Origin of the sequence: Micromonospora sp. NPDC005206 (genome assembly GCF_040608175.1) — a bacterium.
In the GTDB taxonomy this organism is placed as follows: domain Bacteria; phylum Actinomycetota; class Actinomycetes; order Mycobacteriales; family Micromonosporaceae; genus Micromonospora.
Genome location: NZ_JBEXHU010000003.1, coordinates 104,116 through 120,619 on the forward strand (window position 1 = coordinate 104,116; position 16,504 = coordinate 120,619).

Annotated in this window: 14 protein-coding genes and 1 pseudogene; 9 read left to right on the forward strand and 6 right to left on the reverse strand. The window is 73.2% G+C overall.

What is annotated here, in order from left to right; all coding sequences use genetic code 11:
* Positions 1-99: 99 nt before the first annotated feature.
* From bioB to ABZU69_RS04670, 4 genes are all read left to right on the forward strand, one after another.
* The gene (bioB, locus tag ABZU69_RS04655) at positions 100-1,095 is read left to right on the forward strand and encodes a biotin synthase BioB (RefSeq protein ID WP_074318140.1); all 996 of its coding nucleotides are present in this window, start codon (positions 100-102) and stop codon (positions 1,093-1,095) included.
* 5 nt (positions 1,096-1,100) lie between these two features.
* The gene (locus ABZU69_RS04660; RefSeq protein ID WP_354963043.1) at positions 1,101-1,295 is read left to right on the forward strand and encodes a hypothetical protein; all 195 of its coding nucleotides are present in this window, start codon (positions 1,101-1,103) and stop codon (positions 1,293-1,295) included.
* 4 nt (positions 1,296-1,299) lie between these two features.
* Positions 1,300-1,806: a GNAT family protein gene (locus ABZU69_RS04665; RefSeq protein WP_354963044.1), complete on the forward strand. Its 507-nt coding sequence runs from the start codon at positions 1,300-1,302 to the stop codon at positions 1,804-1,806.
* A 135-nt stretch (positions 1,807-1,941) separates the two neighbouring features.
* On the forward strand, positions 1,942-3,162 hold the full coding sequence (locus ABZU69_RS04670) for a YbfB/YjiJ family MFS transporter (protein ID WP_354963045.1): 1,221 nt from the start codon (positions 1,942-1,944) through the stop codon (positions 3,160-3,162).
* A gap of 45 nt (positions 3,163-3,207) precedes the next feature.
* Here the strand turns inward: ABZU69_RS04670 and ABZU69_RS04675 are convergent, their stop codons facing one another.
* From ABZU69_RS04675 to ABZU69_RS04685, 3 genes and pseudogenes are all read right to left on the reverse strand, one after another.
* Positions 3,208-4,194 (reverse strand): DJ-1/PfpI family protein, encoded by a 987-nt coding sequence (locus ABZU69_RS04675; RefSeq protein WP_354963046.1) that lies wholly within the window; start codon positions 4,192-4,194, stop codon positions 3,208-3,210.
* A gap of 60 nt (positions 4,195-4,254) precedes the next feature.
* Complete coding sequence (locus ABZU69_RS04680) at positions 4,255-4,782, reverse strand: DUF488 domain-containing protein (RefSeq protein ID WP_354963047.1); 528 nt, start codon at positions 4,780-4,782, stop codon at positions 4,255-4,257.
* Between the two features lie 51 nt (positions 4,783-4,833).
* Positions 4,834-7,455 (reverse strand): annotated as a pseudogene (locus ABZU69_RS04685) (glycoside hydrolase family 9 protein).
* 290 nt (positions 7,456-7,745) lie between these two features.
* Here ABZU69_RS04685 and ABZU69_RS04690 point away from each other — a divergent pair.
* The 3 genes from ABZU69_RS04690 (at position 7,746) to ABZU69_RS04700 (ending at position 10,949) form a co-directional block, all read left to right on the forward strand.
* Entirely contained in the window at positions 7,746-8,558 is an 813-nt protein-coding gene (locus ABZU69_RS04690) for an LPXTG cell wall anchor domain-containing protein (RefSeq protein WP_354963048.1), read from the forward strand.
* A gap of 337 nt (positions 8,559-8,895) precedes the next feature.
* Complete coding sequence (locus tag ABZU69_RS04695; RefSeq protein WP_354963049.1) at positions 8,896-10,461, forward strand: aldehyde dehydrogenase family protein; 1,566 nt, start codon at positions 8,896-8,898, stop codon at positions 10,459-10,461.
* Positions 10,462-10,550: 89 nt separating this feature from the next.
* The gene (locus ABZU69_RS04700; protein ID WP_354963050.1) at positions 10,551-10,949 is read left to right on the forward strand and encodes a VOC family protein; all 399 of its coding nucleotides are present in this window, start codon (positions 10,551-10,553) and stop codon (positions 10,947-10,949) included.
* A 65-nt stretch (positions 10,950-11,014) separates the two neighbouring features.
* On the opposite strand, the gene ABZU69_RS04705 is transcribed toward ABZU69_RS04700, so the two are convergent.
* Together ABZU69_RS04705 and ABZU69_RS04710 are read right to left on the reverse strand one after the other, a co-directional pair.
* Positions 11,015-12,076 carry a GNAT family N-acetyltransferase gene (locus ABZU69_RS04705; protein ID WP_354963051.1) on the reverse strand — a complete coding sequence of 354 codons (1,062 nt, stop codon included), beginning with the start codon at positions 12,074-12,076 and terminating at the stop codon, positions 11,015-11,017.
* A 92-nt stretch (positions 12,077-12,168) separates the two neighbouring features.
* Positions 12,169-12,873 carry an amino acid-binding protein gene (locus ABZU69_RS04710; protein WP_354963052.1) on the reverse strand — a complete coding sequence of 235 codons (705 nt, stop codon included), beginning with the start codon at positions 12,871-12,873 and terminating at the stop codon, positions 12,169-12,171.
* Positions 12,874-13,014: 141 nt separating this feature from the next.
* Here ABZU69_RS04710 and ABZU69_RS04715 point away from each other — a divergent pair, with 141 nt between their 5' ends.
* Positions 13,015-14,094, forward strand: coding sequence for a phosphotransferase family protein (locus ABZU69_RS04715; protein ID WP_354963053.1), 1,080 nt, complete (start codon positions 13,015-13,017; stop codon positions 14,092-14,094).
* A complete protein-coding gene (locus ABZU69_RS04720) occupies positions 14,094-15,314 on the forward strand; it encodes an acyl-CoA dehydrogenase family protein (RefSeq protein WP_354963054.1) in 1,221 nt (406 codons plus the stop codon). Before ABZU69_RS04715 ends, ABZU69_RS04720 begins: the two co-directional genes overlap by 1 nt.
* Before the next feature lie 98 nt (positions 15,315-15,412).
* On the opposite strand, the gene ABZU69_RS04725 is transcribed toward ABZU69_RS04720, so the two are convergent.
* On the reverse strand, positions 15,413-16,459 hold the full coding sequence (locus tag ABZU69_RS04725; RefSeq protein WP_354963055.1) for a LacI family DNA-binding transcriptional regulator: 1,047 nt from the start codon (positions 16,457-16,459) through the stop codon (positions 15,413-15,415).
* Positions 16,460-16,504: the final 45 nt, after the last annotated feature.

Genomic DNA, 16,504 nt, shown 5'->3' on the forward strand with positions numbered 1-16,504 from the left:
GGCTGCCGCGTACCGCTAGATCCCGACCACGCCGGCCGTCCCGCTCGCCCGGCCGGCGGGCCGTTCCGGCTGACCGGGGGGCCTTGTAGGGTACGAGCCATGCCAGAGATCCTCGACCAGGCCCGTACCCAGGTCCTGGGTGACGGCGTCGGCCTCGACGAGGCCGGCGTCCTCGCCGTGCTGAACCTGCCCGACGAGCACCTGCCCGCCGCCCTCCAGCTCGCGCACGACGTGCGGATGCGGTGGTGTGGTCCGGAGGTCGAGGTCGAGGGAATCGTCTCGCTGAAGACGGGCGGCTGCCCGGAGGACTGCCACTTCTGCTCCCAGTCCGGCCTGTTCACCTCCCCGGTGCGCTCGGTCTGGCTGGACATCCCGTCCCTCGTCGAGGCGGCGAAGCAGACCGCGAAGACCGGGGCGACGGAGTTCTGCATCGTGGCCGCCGTCCGCGGCCCGGACGCCCGGCTAATGAAGCAGATGCGCGAGGGCGTCGCCGCCATCAAGGCCGAGGTCGACATCCAGGTCGCCGCGTCGCTGGGCATGCTCTCCCAGGAGCAGGTCGACGACCTGGTCGACATGGGCGTGCACCGCTACAACCACAACCTGGAGACCTGCCGGTCGTACTTCCCCAACGTGGTCACCACGCACTCCTGGGAGGAGCGCTGGGAGACGCTGCGGATGGTCCGCGACTCCGGCATGGAGGTCTGCTGCGGTGGCATCCTCGGCCTCGGCGAGACCGTCGAGCAGCGGGCGGAGTTCGCCGCGCAGCTCGCCGAACTGAACCCGCACGAGGTGCCGCTGAACTTCCTCAACCCCCGGCCCGGCACCCCGCTGGGTGACCGCCCGGTGGTGGAGGGCAAGGACGCCCTGCGGGCCATCGCCGCGTTCCGGCTGGCCATGCCGCGCACCATCCTGCGGTACGCGGGCGGCCGGGAGATCACCCTCGGTGACCTCGGCACCCGCGACGGTCTGCTCGGCGGGATCAACGCGGTGATCGTCGGCAACTACCTGACCACGCTGGGCAGGCCGGCGACCGCCGACCTGGACCTGCTGGACGAGCTGAAGATGCCGGTCAAGGCCCTCTCCGCCACGCTGTGACGGTCATGACGACGACGGAGCTGTGGTGCGACCGGTGCGGTGAGCCGGTGGCGGCCGGCGGCGCCCACCCGGGCTGCGCGTCGGCCCGCCAGCTGGAGCCGCCGCGATACTGCCACCGCTGCCGCCGCCGGATGAAGGTGCAGGTGCTGCCGGTCGGCTGGTCGGCGGTCTGCGTCGAGCACGGCGAGATCCGGGGCTGAGCCGATGCTGCGGGGGCGGGCGGTGACTCTGCGACCGGCGACGGTCGCGGACGTGCCGGCCCTCGCGGCGATCCGCGCCGATCCTGAGGTGCGCCGGTGGTGGCGGGGCGGCGACGACCTGGTGGAAGCCGTTCGCGCCGACCTGGCCGACGACGAGCTGACCCTGTACGCCATCGAGCACGACGGCCGGGTGATCGGCGCGATCCAGTGGTACGCCGAGCCGGACCCGGACTACCGGCACGCCAGCCTGGACATCTTCCTCGACCCTGCGGTACGCGGCGCCGGGCTCGGCGTAGACGCCATCCGCACCCTGGCCCGACACCTCATCGAGGAGTACGGCCACCACCGGTTCACCATCGACCCGGCGGCGGCGAACAGCGCCGCCATCCGCGCGTACGCCAAGGTCGGTTTCCGGCCGGTCGGGGTGCTGCGCCGCTACGAGCGCGGCGAGGACGGGCGCTGGCACGACGGCCTGCTGATGGACCTGCTCGCCGACGACCTGGTGGAGTGAGCGGCGGCACCACCGCGTCCACCGCCGATGTCCCGATCCGAGGGTCACCGGTCCATCCGGCCGGCCACCGACCACCGGCAGTGCCGGGTTCCACCTGATCAGCGGGCCGACGAGCCCGCCGACCGAGGAGGAACCATGTCCCGATTCCCGTCCTGGCGGGAACCGCTGATCGCGCTCGGCCTGGCCGCCGGGCCGGTCGTGGCGCTCGGCTTCACCCGCTTCGCGTACGCCCTGCTGCTGCCCGCCATGCGCGGCGACCTGCACTGGACGTACGCCCAGGCCGGCGGCCTGAACACCGCGAACGCCGCCGGCTACCTGCTGGGCGCCGGCACGGCCGTGTTCTGGGCCCGCCGGTTCGGCGACCGGGCCGCGTTCCTGGGCACCCTCGCGGTGAGCGCGCTCATCCTGCTGCTCACCGCCGCGAGCGCGGACTACCCCGTGCTGGGCCTGCTGCGTTTCGTGGGCGGGGTGACCACGGCGGTCACCTTCGTGCTCGGCTCGGCGCTCGCCGCCCGGGTGTCCGCCGGGGGTGGGCAGCGGCGGGCCGCGACGATGGTGGCCCTCTACATGGCCGGGGTCGGCATCGGGGTGGTGCTCTCCGGTCTGCTGGTGCCGGCGGCGCTCGCGGTGGCCGGGGACGCCGGGTGGCGGGTCGGCTGGCTGCTGCTCGGCGGGGCCGCCGTGCTCGCGGTCGTCCCGGCTCTGCTCGCCGTCCGCCGAGTCGCGCCCGTGACCGGGGTCACCCGCGCCGGCATGCCCCGGGCGGACCTGGAGCGGCTCGCCCCGACCTTCGTCTGGTACGTGCTCTTCGGCGCCGGCTACGTGAGCTACCTGACCTTCGTGATCGCGCTGCTGCGCGACGAGGGGCTGCGCACGCCGGGGGTCGCCGCGTTCTTCGTGACGCTCGGCCTCGCGTCCGCGCTGGCCACGCTCACCGTGTGGGGGCGGCTGGTCAGCCGGCTGCCCGGTGGCCGGGCACCGGCGTTGGTGTCCCTGGTGGTGCTGCTCGGCGTGCTGCCGGTGCTGCTGCTGCCCGCCGGGCTGCCCGCGGCACTGCTCTCGGCGGTGGTGTTCGGCAGCGCGTTCATGGCCGGTCCGACGGCGGCCACGGTGCTGGCCCGCCGGGCCCTGCCGGTCGGCGGCTGGACCGCCGGCATCGCCCTGCTGACGGTGGCGTTCTCGCTCGGCCAGGCGGTCGGTCCGCTGGTCTCCGGCGTGCTGTCGGACTCCGGCGGGATCGCGGTCGGCCTCTGGCTGTCGGTGGCGCTGCTCGCCGTCGCCGCGCTGGTCGCCCTGCGGCAGTCTGATCCCGCGCCGGCGGTCGTCCCCGAACCCGAACTCGCCTCCGGCCGGTGATCCCGGTGGTCTCCGGTCGGGACGCCGGCCGGAGACCACCGCCGGTCACTGGTGGCCGGAGATGCCGGTGGTGCGGAAGCGGGACCGGTAGGCGCCGGGGTTGACACCGACGTACCGCACGAAGATCCGCCGCATCGTCTCCGGCGAGCCGAAACCGACTCGCCGGGCCACCACGTCCAGGGTGTCGTCGCCGCGCTCCAGCAGGCCGCGCGCCGCCTCCACCCGGATCCGGTCCAGGTACCCGGCCGGGGTGGTGCCCAGCTCGGCCCGGAACAGCCGGGCCAGGTGCCGGGGGCTCACGCCGCCGAGCGCCGCCATGCCGGCCAGGTCGTACGACCGGGCCGGGTCGCCGACCACCGCGTCCAGCACCCGGCGGAGCACGGCGTTGCGGGTGCCCTCCACGCTGGTCCGGACGCTGAACTGGGACTGCCCGCCCGGGCGTTGGATGAAGACCACCAGGTGCCGGGCGACCGCGCGGGCGATCTCCGGGCCGAGGTCCGCCTCGACCAGCGCCAGCGTGAGGTCGATGCCGGCGGTGATCCCGGCCGAGGTGATGATCCGGCCGTCGGTGATGAAGATCGGATCCGGGTCGACCGTGACCGCCGGGAAGTGCGCGGAGAGCTGGTCGGCCAGGTCCCAGTGGGTGGTCACCCGCCGCCCGTCGAGCAGGCCGGCCGCGGCGAGGGCGAACGCCCCGGCGCAGACCGACGCGGTCCGTCGCGCCCCGGCGGCGAGCCGGCAGATCTGGTCCAGCAGCGCCCGGTCCGCGGCCGCCGCCTGCCAGTCGGGCGCGCCCGGCACGACGAGGGTGCCCACCGGCGCGACGACGTCGGGCAGCGCAACGTCGGCGCCGAGCCGGGCGCCGGCGCTGCTGACCACGTCCCGGCCGTCGGGCGAGGCGAGCACCGACCGGTACGCCCCGCCGTGCTCGTTGGCGACGGTGAGGACCTCCAGTGGACCGGTGACGTCGAGCAGCCGCACCCCGTCGTAGACGACGAACAGCACCGTGTCATCGCGCTTCGGTGCCCGCACGGGTCGAGCCTAGCCAGCCGCCGGCACCCCGGTACGCCATCGGGTGCGACGGCCGGGCCCTCAACCGTCCCAGCACAGGTGCCCTTCGGGCAGCCGGCGGGCGCCTTCGGCCGTCCGGTGCGGGCTGAGCCGCCCGTCCGGCATCAGGTGCGCGACGGGCGTCCCGCGACCGAGCGCCGCGACGTCGGCGATGAGCCGGCGGTGGCAGCGCCACCAGAGGCTCTCGCTGCACATCACCGCGGTGGTCCGCGCGGCCGCGTCGGCCAGCACCTTGTCCAACGCCGCGTCGAACTCCGACGTGCGGGTGTACGCGGCGTACGCCCGGAACGCCGCGACCGTCCACCATGTGTCCGGCTCCGGCTCCCCGGCCGGAACGTGGCGGCGTCCGCCCAGGCGCGGCTCCCAGCGGTAGTCGATGCCGCACTCGGGCAGCCACCGCTCGAGTTCCTCCCGCCGGACGTCCGGGTTGGTGCGGCTGGCCGGGTACCGCCGCACGTCCACGACCAGGGCCACCCCGGCCCCGGTCAGCAGTTCCCCCAGCCGCACCCGGTCGGCTGTCCCGTGCCCGACGGTCAGCAATTCCCGCACAACGCTGGCTTGCCCCGAATCCCGCCGGGTTATCCCTCGTAGCGGTGGGCGTCAGGCGAGGGCGCAGGCGATCCCGTTGACGGTGAAGGCCGTCGGTCGAGGGTTGCTGCCGCTGTGCGTGCCGTTGAAGCCGAAGCTCACCGACGCCCCCGGGGCCACCGTGCCGTTGTAGGAGAGGCTGGTCGCGGTCACCGCCGCGCCGGTCTGGCTGACCGTCGCCGACCAGCCCTGGTTGTGACGTTGTCGGTCGACGCCGCCCAGCTCAGGGTGAGCCCCGTGGCGGTGACCGCCGAGGCGACCGGGGCGCCGGGCGGGCTGGGCGCGGTGGTGTCGGCGGTGTCTGCCGGCGGCGTGGTCACGCTGAGCATCGGCGAGGCTGCCGACGAGTTGCCCGCCGTCCCGGGCCACGACCGTGAACTGGTACGTCCGCTCCGGCAGCAGCGTCGAGACGGTCAGTGCGGTGCCGGTGACGGGCCGGATCACCAGCTCGTTGTCCACCGCCAGTGGATAACTACGGTCCGTCCTCCGCCGGTTACCCACCACGTCGTTGCCGACCAGGAACTCGCGAACCTCGTAGCCGGCCAGCCCGCTACCGCCGCTGTCGGTGGACGCCGCCCAGTTCAGGGTGACCGACCTCGGGGTCAGCTCGGACGCCACCGGCTTACCCGGCACGGTCGGAGCGGTGGTGTCCGGCACGGCCGGCCCCGGCTCGTCGCCCCAGATCCGGGTGCCGCCGGAGTAGAGCGGCACCTTCCGGTTCGGCCCGGCGGTGGCCTGGTACGACGGGTCGTTGGTCGGATCCCAGGTACCGCCCTCCGGCACCCCGATCTTGAACTGGACCTCCATCCGGTGCTGTGACTGCCCGGCCGGGGCGATGGTGTGCCCGGTGCAGTCCACCTCGACGTACCAGATGTCGCCGCTGAGCTGCCTCGCGCTGGTCGGGGACGGGCAGCCCTGGGTGTAGCCCGGGGTGACCTGCACCGGCCCGACGCCGTCCGGGCGGAAGTAGTAGCGGAACCGGGCGTCGGTCAGCGCCCGGGCCGGGTACGCGGACCTGTTGTAGATCATCGTTTTGAGACCGGTCGCCCGGGGCTCGGCCTGCATCACCGTGGTCTCCACGGTCACCTCGTCGAGGTCCGGCGTCTCGGCGACCGGGAAGCCGGCGAGCGGGGTGCCGCCGTACTCGGAGACCAGCCGGACCAGCGCGGAGGTGAAGCCGGCGTTGTAGTCGGTGGCCACCTCGTTCATCACGTAGTCCGACCGGCTGTCGGTGTACGCGTCGTTGGCCGCCGACGGCCCGCCGACCAGCGCGCCGTAGAGGGTGTGCCGGGTTTCGACGGGCACGGTCTGGCTGTCCCACCAGGAGCCGTGCGCGGTGCGGTGGTGCGGGTTGCGCGGCGAGTTGGCGCCGAACCCGATGACGTAGCTGGAGTTGCGCGGGTTGTCGCCGAGCGCGTAGTTGATCTGCCGGACGGCGAAGTCGTGGTAGCGCGCCTTGCGGGTGGTGTCGGTGGTCTTGTCGCTGTAGACCAGCGCGGCGAACGAGGTGTTGGCGGCGTAGCGCAGCGCGCCCCAGGAGTCGAGCACGGCCATGCCGCCCGGCGAGTACGGCACCCGCTGCCCGTCCACGCCGACGGTCCAGTAGTCCAGCCAACGGTTGGCGTCGTCGACGTACTTCTGCTTGCCGGTCAGGTTGGCCAGCAGCACGTACGCCCCGAACTGCTTGTTGTCCCAGGCGATGGTCCACTTGTAGGAGCGGGTGGTGGACTGGTTCTCGGTGCCGAGCTTGTCGTACTCGCTCTCGGCCTTGGCCAGGTAGCTGGCCTCGCCGGTGGCCCGGTGCAGCCAGATCGCGGCCCAGACCAGCTCGTCCTGCCAACCGCTCCACGAGCGGTAGAAGCTCGTCGCGTCGGTGATGCACTCGTGGTAGGACTTCCGCACCGTGTCGGCGAAGGTGTAGAGCTGCCGGGCGTGCCCGACCAGACGGTCGGCGTAGGCCGCGTCGGTGGGCCGGAACACCATCGAGGAGGCGGCCATCGCAGCCGCCGTCTCCCCCGCCAGGTCCGCGCCGCCACAGCTCGCATCGATCTTGTACGCGGGCCGCGCCATCGGCAGCACCTCGGCCGGGCCCCACCACTTGTGGTCGTCGTCGCCCTTGCCGACCTGTCCGTAGAGGACGTTGGCCGACGGGTGCGCCTTGATGAAGTAGTCGTTGACGAAGCGCAGGTTGTTCAGCAGGTGCGGCAGTTGCCCGGAGGCGGTGTAGCCGCTGCGGTATTCCACCGCGCCCCACGCCAGCATGGTGGCGCTGAACGCCATCGGGAAGCCGAACTTCACGTGGTCACCGGCGTCGTACCAGCCGCCGGTGAGGTCCAGCCCGACGTCGGCCCCGTCGGTGAGCGCGCTGTCGCCGCGCCAGGAGACCCGGTTCCAGTCGGGCAGCCGGCCGGACTGCTGCGCCTCGTAGAAGAGCAGCGACTTCTGCAACGCCTCCGCGTAGTCGAAGGCCGGTGCGGCGGACGCGGGCCCGGACGGCGGTGCGGCCACCGCCAGGGCGAGCCCGGTGAGCAGGGCGACGCCGGCGGCGAGCAGTCGCCGTGGCCAGGGTTGGTCGGCGACCGGTGATAGGGACCGGTCCGGGCGGCCGGGCGACGGCCGGGTGGGATGGGGCATGGCGGGCTCCTGTCGGTGGCGGAGTCACCACGGGGATCCACGGAAGCGCTCCCATGGATAGTCGACAATGTAATGTGAGCACTGCGGGTTGGGAAGCCCGCCGGAGCGCGCGGAGCGTCGCGGCGGCGGTACGTGTTACGGCGACACGCGCAGGAAAGCCGCAGAAGTTGGCCCGAATCCTGTTCCTGTCCGGCACGTCGTCCCAGCTCAGGCCGATCGACCGATGTCGCCAAAAGATCCCGTACATGGGATCATGTGCCGTCCCCTCGGCCAATCTCGGAGGAATACTCATGCCACAGCGTCGGCGCCTGGTGCGCGCGGCCGTCTGCACGGCCGCCGCCACGGCCGGTCTCGCTCTCGCCACCCCGGCTTGGGCATCGACCACCGTCACCAATCCCGTCCTGCACCAGGACGGCGAGCACATCCTGGCGGCGGACAACGGCTTCAACCAGGGCTTTGGCAAGTGCGCGGCAGGCCAGCAGGCCGACCAGGACGTCTGGGTCTTCATCTGGCCCGGCAAGGGCGTCGAGAGCGTCGACGCGGTGCGGATCGGCTGGGATACCGACAACAACGGCACCGCCGACACCTACAAGACCCTTGCGGACGGCCACTTCACCACCGACAACGGCGCCAAGAAGGTCTGGTTCGCCACGCCGTCCGGCTGGAAGCTGGAGAGCGGCGAGTCGACCATCCACGGGCAGGTTCCGCAGAACTTCTTCAACCTGACCCACACGTGCGCCGGCACCGGGGGCACCCAGTCCCCGAGCCCCACGCCGTCGAGCTCCGTCTCGCCGTCGACCTCGGCCTCGCCGTCGACCTCGGTCTCCCCGTCGGACTCGGTCTCGCCGTCGGACTCGGTCTCGCCGTCGGACTCGGTCTCGCCGTCGGACTCGGTCTCCCCGTCCGACTCGACCGCACCCGAGGGCTCCGTCTCGGCCTCGGCCAGCACGGGAGGCGGCGCGGGTGGCACCGACAATGGCGGCGGTCTGCCGCTGACCGGTGTGGCCGTGACCAGCCTCGCGCTGGGCGGCGTCGCCCTGATCGGCGGTGGCGCCCTGCTGATGATGCGGCGCCGTCGCGACCGGATCACCTTCACCAGCTGATCCCGCTCGGCCCCGCGGCCGGCCGCCGGACCCTGTCCGGCGGCCGGCCGCCGTCGTCGGTGGCGGTTGATCCGTTGCGGATGCCGATCCGTACCGACGGGTAACCCGGTCGACGGCGCCTGGAGATAGCTCACATCATCGACGGCAATAAATAGCTGGCAGACTTACCCGCAGTTCAGGCCGGTCAACGCCGCGCGCAACGTCCGACGAGCGCGCCTCGGGGCATCCAGCCAGACAAACGTACTGTTGCTGACCCGCTACCCGGCGCGGGACAGTACCGATCACCAGCGGTGCCATCGACGCCGCCGCTCCCCCGGTCAACCCTGAGGAGAACGCGATGGCACTACGACTCGCCGAGGGCACCGCATGGTCCGACGTACTCGCCCGCGCGGTGGCCGCCACCCCCGAGGCGTTCGGCGCCGAGGTGGACGGTGTCACCACCCTGCACAACCTGGTCGAGGGCGAGTGGCGGGCCGTCGGCCGCCCCGCCCCGGTCCGCACCCCGGTGGACAACACCGTGGTGATCAACCTCCCCCGGCTCGACGCCGACACCGCCCGCGCCGCCGTCGCGCACGCCGCCGCCGCGCACCGGGCCTGGGCCCAGACCCCGCTCGCCGACCGCAAGGCGCGGGTCATCGACGCGCTGGACGCGCTCACCGCCCACCGCGACCTGCTCGCGCTGCTGCTGGTCTGGGAAATCGGCAAGCCGTGGCGGCTGGCCTGCGCCGATGTGGACCGGGCATTGGACGGCGTCCGCTGGTACGCGGGCGAAATCGACCGGATGCTGGCCGACGGCCGCGAGCCGCTACCCGGCCCGGTCAGCAACATCGCCTCGTGGAACTACCCGATGAGCGTCCTCGTGCACGCCGAACTGGTCCAACTACTCGCCGGCAACGCGGTCATCGCCAAGACCCCGTCCCAGGGCGGCGCGGTCTGCCTGACCGTCGCGCACGCGCTGATGCGCCGGGCCGGACTGCCCGCCACGCTGGTCTCCGGCGGCGGCGAGGAACTGTCCGAAGTGCTGGTCCGGGCACCCGAGATCGGCGCGGTGGCGTTCGTCGGCGGGCGCTCCAACGGGGGCAAGGTGGCCGCCGCGCTGCTCGACAGCGACAAACGGCACTTCATCGAGCAGGAGGGCCTGAACGCCTGGGGCATCTGGAACTTCTCCCAGTGGGACATGCTCGCCGCGCACCTCAGGAAGGGCTTCGAGTACGGCAAGCAGCGCTGCACCGCGTACCCCCGGTTCGTCGTACAGCGTGACCTGGTCGACGAGTTCCTCGACATGTACCTGCCGGTGGTCTCCTCGATCCGATTCGGGCATCCCCTCGCGGTCGAGGAGACCTGGCGGCCCGGCGACCCGCTACCCGAGCTGGACTTCGGGCCGCTGATCAGCGCCGCCAAGGCCGAGGAACTGCGCCGGAAGGTCGACGAGGCGGTCCGCGGCGGCGCGGTGCCGCTGCACCGGGGCAAGCTGACCGGCGCGCCGTTCCTGCCCGGGCAGGACACCTCGGCGTACGTGGCGCCGTCGGTGCTGCTCGCCCCGCCCGGACGGTCCCGGCTGATGCACGCCGAACCGTTCGGGCCGGTCGACACGATCGTCGTGGTGGACACCACCGACGAGTTGCTGGCCGCCATGAACGCCTCCAACGGCGCACTCGTCGCGTCGCTGGCCTGCGACGACACCGACGAGGCCGGCAAGCTCGCGGTGGACCTCCAGGCGTTCAAGGTGGGCATCAACAAGCCGCGCTCGCGGGGCGATCGCGACGAGCCGTTCGGCGGGCGGGGCGCCTCCTGGAAGGGCGCGTTCGTCGGCGGTGACCTCCTCGTGCAGGCCGTCACCGTCGGCGGCGACAGCCGGCTCTACGGCAACTTCCCCGACTACAGCAGCTACCCCACCACCTGACCGAGATGTAAGGAAGGGCCCCTTGTTAACGCCTGGTGCATAGCAAGGGGCCCCTCTTAACACCGGGCCTGGCGGCGTACCGTAAAGAGATGGCGATCATCGCGCAGCTTTCCCTGGGCGTGTCCGACGCCGACCGGGCGGGAACGTTCTGGGCCGCGGCCCTCGGCTACCGTCGTCGGGCGCCCCGATTCGAGGGCGATGACTGGATCGTGCTGGAGCCACCGCCCGGGGCGCCGGGCTTGGCCATCGCGATGGACCTCAGCGAGAGCCCGGTGCAGGAGTTCCCTCGGTTCCACATGGACCTCGACGCCGGCGAGCGCAGCCTCGACGAGGAACTCGACCGGCTGCTCGCCCTCGGCGCCCGGCGGGTGGAGTGGGGGCACTACCCCACCGACCCGCATCCGACGGAGCCGCCGTACGTGGTGCTCGCCGACCCCGAGGGCAACCGGTTCTGCGTGTGCGGCCAGCGCGAACCGCCCGCGCGTTGACACGTCCGCGCTCCGTCCCCGGGTGAACCTCCGCGAGCTGCCTCGTTGTTAACAAGGGGCCCTTCCTATGCACCAGGCGTTAAGAAGGTGCCCTTCCTTTCCGCGGTGAGCGGGACGGTGAGACTGAGCAGGGTCCCGTCACGCTCGGCCGAGCTGGGCCGGTTCAGCCGGCGCAGGGTGCGCAGCATCGGGGTGTTCTCGGCCTGTACGTGCAGCACCAGCGCCGCGTACCCGGCCCGGTCGGCGTGCCGGGCCAGCCGGCGTAGCAACACCGAGCCGAGCCCACGCCGCTGCCAGTCGTCACGCACCAGCAGCGCCACCTCGGCCTCGTCGCCCTCACCGAGCAGGTTCGCCATCGCGACCACCGACTCCACGCCGCCGTCGTCGGTGGCCGTGGCGAGCAGGGTCAGCCCTCGGCTCGGCTCCAGCAGCCTGCGCAACCGGGCCTGCTGCGGCAGCGCCGCCCCGCTCAGGTAGCGCCGTTGCCGGGTGCGTGGCGAGCACCCCTCGTGCAGCTCCAGCACGCCGGGCAGGTCGTGCGCGCAGGCCGGTCGGACGGCCAGCTCGGCGCCGTCGGGCAGCACCACGGTGACCTGTTCGGCGGCCCGGCGCGTCACGGTGGCGGCCAGCTCGACCAGGGCCTGCGCCCGGGCGTACTCCGCCGGAGTGAAGGCCGGCGCGGCCCGGCGTAGCGCGAACGAGCCGCCCGCCGGGTCCGCCAGCAGCATCCTGGTGCCGATGATCCCCCGGTCGACGCTGGTCGACGCGGGCCGCCAGCTGACCGAGTCGGCGCCGAGCAGGGTGGACAGCGCCTCGCCGGTCGCGTCCGGGTCGCGCACCAGCCGGCTGGCCAGCCCGAGCACCCGGGTGGGCTGGTCGGCCAGGCCACGCGCCTCGCTGCGCGCCACCCAGCAGTCCCGGCCCCGCCCCCGCTCGACGGCGGCGAGCAACTCGGCCTCGTCGAGCGCGTCCGGCGCGTCGACGAGGAAATCGTCCACCGCGCCGTGCTCGGTGGGCTGCACCTGCACGGTGAGGATGTTGACTCCGCGCAGCGCGAGGCTCGCCGTGAGGACCGACAGGTAACCCGGCCGGTCGTCCACGGTCGCTCGGATCCGCCACAACGTCATGGTTGGCTCCCTTCCCCGGTACGAGCCTCGTCCCGGGCTGTTGCCACCCGGTTGCTCGCCGGTGACGGCTCGGGAACTCCTCGGGCCACCGCTCAGGGGCCGGCGATCACCGGGGGCGCGCCGACCAGGTCCAGCCGGTCGCCGAGGATCACCGCGCTGGCCCGGACGAGCTGGGTGAGCCGGTCCACCTCGGTGCTGTGGAACGCGGCGGCGGAGAGGGTCCCGCTCTGCTCGCGGGCCACCACCAGGACCAGGCCGGCCCGCCCGAACGGCGCGATCGCGTGGTGGGTGCCGTCGGGGGTGGTCATCGACCGGCCGCGCAGCGGGGTCACCTCCGGAAGTCGCGGCGGTACGGGGGCCCGCCAGCTGGCGTGCCCGATGGTCGCCCCACCGGTGCCTCCGGCCCGCGAGGCCCAGTCCACCGGCACCACGGCGGCGACGGCCCAGTCGGCCGCCAGCAGCCCGGGTACCGCGTCGACCAGCGTGGCCAGCCCGTCGGCCGGGTTCGCGGCGACCTGGGCCAGCAGCTCGGCGTCCTGACCGGTGGTGGTGGGCGCGCCGATCGCCCGCCACACGCCGTCGACCCGTACGCCCGGGATCGCCGCGAGCCCGGCCAGCAGCCGCTCCACCCGGGCCGCGCCCGGCCAGACCACCGTGAAGTCGTCCACCGCGCGCCCGCCGAGCCGCTCCAGGACGACCACCTGGACGATGTCCGCACCGGACACGCCCAACGTGCGGGCGACCTGGCCGAGGGTGCCCGGACGGTCCGGCAGGGTGACCCGAACTCGCAGCAACATGTCTGTCCCTCCGCTCGGCGGGCCGGCGCCGGCCGGCTGGTCACAGCCTGGGCGTTGACCATTTCGTCCCTGTTGCAGAGGCATGTCCCTAGGGGAAAATCTGACCTTGACAACGTGAGCGGGCTGCCATCAACTAGTCGGATGACCGATCCGGCCGTCGATGCGCTCCGGCCGGGGGCCCTTCCGGCGTCCCCCGCCGGTCTGGACCTGGACCGGCTCGCCGGCTATCTGGCGGAACACCACCCCGAGCTGGCCGTCGGGCCACTGCGGGCACAGCTGATCGCGGGCGGCAAGTCCAACCTCACCTACCTGCTGAGCCTCGGCGACCGCGAGGTCGTGCTGCGCCGGCCACCGCTGGGGCACGTGCTGGCGACCGCGCACGACATGGGCCGCGAGTTCCGGGTCATCTCGGCGCTGGCGCCGACCGAGGTGCCGGTGCCGGGTGCACTGCTGCTCTGCACCGAGCCGGAGGTGATCGGCGCGCCGTTCTACCTGATGGAGCGGATGCCCGGCGAGGTGTTCCGCACCCGCCGGCAGACCGATCCGCTGGGCGACGAGCGACGCCGCGCGCTGGCCATGGCGATGATGGACACTCTCGCGGCGCTGCACACCGTCGAACCGGCGGCGGTCGGGTTGGGCGACTTCGGCCGCCCGAAGGGCTACCTGGCCCGGCAGGTCCGCCGGTGGGCCGGGCAGCTCGACCGCTCACGCAGCCGCCCGCTGCCGGGCATCGACGAGTTGCGGGACCTGCTCGCCACCACCGCGCCGGAGGGCGCGAACGCCGGCCGCATCGTGCACGGCGACTACCGCCTGGACAATCTCCTCGCCTCGGCCGACCCGGTCGCCGTGCACGCGGTGCTGGACTGGGAGATGGCCACCCTCGGTGACCCGCTGGCCGACCTGGGGCTGCTGTTGACGTACTGGGACGTGCTGGGCGACAGCGAGACGGCCGCCGGCAACCCGGTGGCCGACGGGCTCGGCCCGCGTGCCGGCTTCCCCACCGGCGCCGAGCTGATCGACCGGTACGCGGGGCGCAGCGACGTCGACGTCGGGCCGCTGCACTGGCACGTGGCGCTCGGCTGTTTCAAGCTCGCGGTCATCTGCGAGGGCATCCACTACCGCCACTCGCTCGGGCAGACGCTCGGCGAGGGCTTCGACCGGATCGGCGAGATGGTGGCACCGCTGGTCGCGCACGGGCTGACCGCCGCCAGGGAGCGGTGATGGACTTCTCGTACGACACCCGGACCGAGGAGCTGCGCGACGAGCTGACCCGGTTCCTGACCGAGCACGTCTATCCGGCCGAGGCGGTGCACGCCGAGCAAGTGGCCGCCGGCGACCCGTGGTCGCGTACCCCGGTGCTGGCCGAGCTGAAGGCGGAGGCCCGCAAGCGCGGCCTGTGGAACCTCTTCCTGCCCGACCCGCGCTACGGCGCCGGCCTGACCAATCTCCAGTACGCTCCGCTCGCCGAGCTGACCGGGCGCAGCCCACACCTGGCGCCGGAGGCGGTCAACTGCGCGGCGCCGGACACCGGCAACATGGAGCTGCTGGCCGAGTTCGGTTCGCAGGCGCAGCGGGAGCGCTGGCTGATGCCGCTGCTGGAAGGCGAGATCCGGTCCGCGTTCTGCATGACCGAGCCGGACGTCGCGTCCTCCGACGCCACCAACATCGCCACCCGGATCGTCCGCGACGGCGACGAGCACGTCATCAACGGCCGCAAGTGGTGGTCGTCCGGTGCGATGGACCCGCGCTGCGAGATCTTCATCGTGATGGGCAAGACCGACCCCGGCGCCGACCGGCACCGCCAGCAGAGCATGGTGCTGGTCCCCCGGGACACCCCGGGCGTGACGGTGCGCCGGGGCATGACCGTCTTCGGCTACACCGACGGTTCACACGGCGGGCACGCCGAGATCGACTTCACCGACGTCCGGGTGCCGGCGGAGAACCTGATCGGCGCCGAGGGCACCGGCTTCGCCATCGCCCAGGCCCGGCTGGGTCCGGGCCGGATCCACCACTGCATGCGGCTCATCGGGATGGCCGAGCGGGCGTTGGAGCTGCTCTGCCGGCGGGCGAACGAGCGCGTCGCGTTCGGCCGGCCGCTGGCCGAGCAGGGCGTCGTCCGGGAGTGGATCGCCGAGTCGCGGGTGCGCATCGAGCAGTCCCGACTGCTGGTGCTCAAGACGGCCTGGCTGATGGACACCGTCGGCAACAAGGGCGCGCACACCGAGATCCAGGCGATCAAGATCGGCACCCCGGCGATGGCGGAGTGGGTGATCGACAAGGCCATCCAGGGGTACGGCGGCGCCGGCGTCAGCCAGGACACCCCGCTGGCCGCCCTGTGGGCGCAGACCCGCACCCTGCGCCTCGCCGACGGCCCCGACGAGGTCCACCGCTCCTCCCTCGCCAAGCGCGAACTCCGCCGCTGGACCCCCACCCCCGCCTGACGGCGCACCGCGCACCGCGCACCGCGAGATCGTGGCGGTGGCCGTGGGCCGGGGCCGGGGCCGGACTGGGCTGGGGACGGCGGGGACGGGGCCCAGGGCTAGGCGGAGGTGCGGTGGATCAGTTGGGTGTCCAGGAGGATGTGGGGGGCGGGGAGGTCGTCGCCGCGGATCCGGGCGACCAGCAGCCGGGCCATCTGCCGGCCCATCTCCTCCACCGGCTGGAAGACGGTGGTCAGTGGCGGGTCCGCCTGCCGGGCGATCGGCGCGTCGTCGAACCCGACCACCGCGACGTCCTCGGGCACCCGCCGGCCGGCCTCGCGCAGCGTCCGTAGCGCGCCGAACGCCATCAGGTCGGACGCGACGAAGACCGCGTCCAGGTCCGGGCAGGCGTCCAACAGCCGGCGCATGCCGGCCGCGCCGCTGCCCTCGCTGAAGTCGCCGTACGCGATCAGGTCGGGGTTGACGCCGGTCCCGCTGGCCTTGACCGCCTCGGTGTAGCCGGCCAGCCGGGCCAGGCCGGCGCCCATGTCTTGCGGGCCGGCGATGGTGGCGATGCGTCGCCGCCCCCGGCCGGCCAGGTACTCCACCGCCTGCCGGGCGCCGCCCACGTTGTCCACGTCGACGAACCAGGCCGGCTGGGCGCCGGGTTGCAGCATCCGGGCCGGCCGACCGCCGAGCACGGCGGGCAGCCCGCGCTCCTCCAGCAGGGTCGGCAGCGGGTCGGAGTCGTGCAACGACAGCAGCAGGACGCCGTCGACGTGCTGGTTGGTCAGGTGGTGCTCGACCCGCTCCCGCTCCACCGCCGACTGGGCCATGGCCAGCCAGAGCTGCATCGGGGTCTCCAGCAGGGCGGAGCTGATCCCCCGCACGATGCCGGCGAAGAACGGCTCGGTGAAGACCCGTTCGCCGGATTCGGACACCACCAGCGCGACGGAGTCGGTCCGCTGGGTGACGAGCGCGCGGGCGGCTCGGTTCGGCACGTACCCCAGCTCGGCGATGGCCTGCTGGACCGCGGCCCGGGCCTCCGGGCTGACCTGGGGCGAGCCGTTGACCACGCGGGAGACCGTGCCCCGACCGACGCCGGCGCGCGCCGCGACCGCGTCGAGGGTCGGGCGCCCGAGCGACCGGGTGCGCTGCGTTGTCATCGTCTGCTCCTCCGACGGCGGGCGGGCCCGGTGCCACCTGTGGGA

Coding starts and splice junctions, on each gene's coding strand:
- ABZU69_RS04665 (WP_354963044.1), top strand. CDS start 1,300: ATGCTGCGGGGGCGGGCGGTGACTCTGCGACCGGCGACGGTCGCGGAC.
- ABZU69_RS04690 (WP_354963048.1), top strand. CDS start 7,746: ATGCCACAGCGTCGGCGCCTGGTGCGCGCGGCCGTCTGCACGGCCGCC.
- ABZU69_RS04725 (WP_354963055.1), bottom strand. CDS start 16,459: ATGACAACGCAGCGCACCCGGTCGCTCGGGCGCCCGACCCTCGACGCG.
- ABZU69_RS04720 (WP_354963054.1), top strand. CDS start 14,094: ATGGACTTCTCGTACGACACCCGGACCGAGGAGCTGCGCGACGAGCTG.
- ABZU69_RS04670 (WP_354963045.1), top strand. CDS start 1,942: ATGTCCCGATTCCCGTCCTGGCGGGAACCGCTGATCGCGCTCGGCCTG.
- ABZU69_RS04700 (WP_354963050.1), top strand. CDS start 10,551: ATGGCGATCATCGCGCAGCTTTCCCTGGGCGTGTCCGACGCCGACCGG.
- ABZU69_RS04710 (WP_354963052.1), bottom strand. CDS start 12,873: ATGTTGCTGCGAGTTCGGGTCACCCTGCCGGACCGTCCGGGCACCCTC.
- ABZU69_RS04695 (WP_354963049.1), top strand. CDS start 8,896: ATGGCACTACGACTCGCCGAGGGCACCGCATGGTCCGACGTACTCGCC.
- bioB (WP_074318140.1), top strand. CDS start 100: ATGCCAGAGATCCTCGACCAGGCCCGTACCCAGGTCCTGGGTGACGGC.
- ABZU69_RS04660 (WP_354963043.1), top strand. CDS start 1,101: ATGACGACGACGGAGCTGTGGTGCGACCGGTGCGGTGAGCCGGTGGCG.
- ABZU69_RS04715 (WP_354963053.1), top strand. CDS start 13,015: ATGACCGATCCGGCCGTCGATGCGCTCCGGCCGGGGGCCCTTCCGGCG.
- ABZU69_RS04705 (WP_354963051.1), bottom strand. CDS start 12,076: ATGACGTTGTGGCGGATCCGAGCGACCGTGGACGACCGGCCGGGTTAC.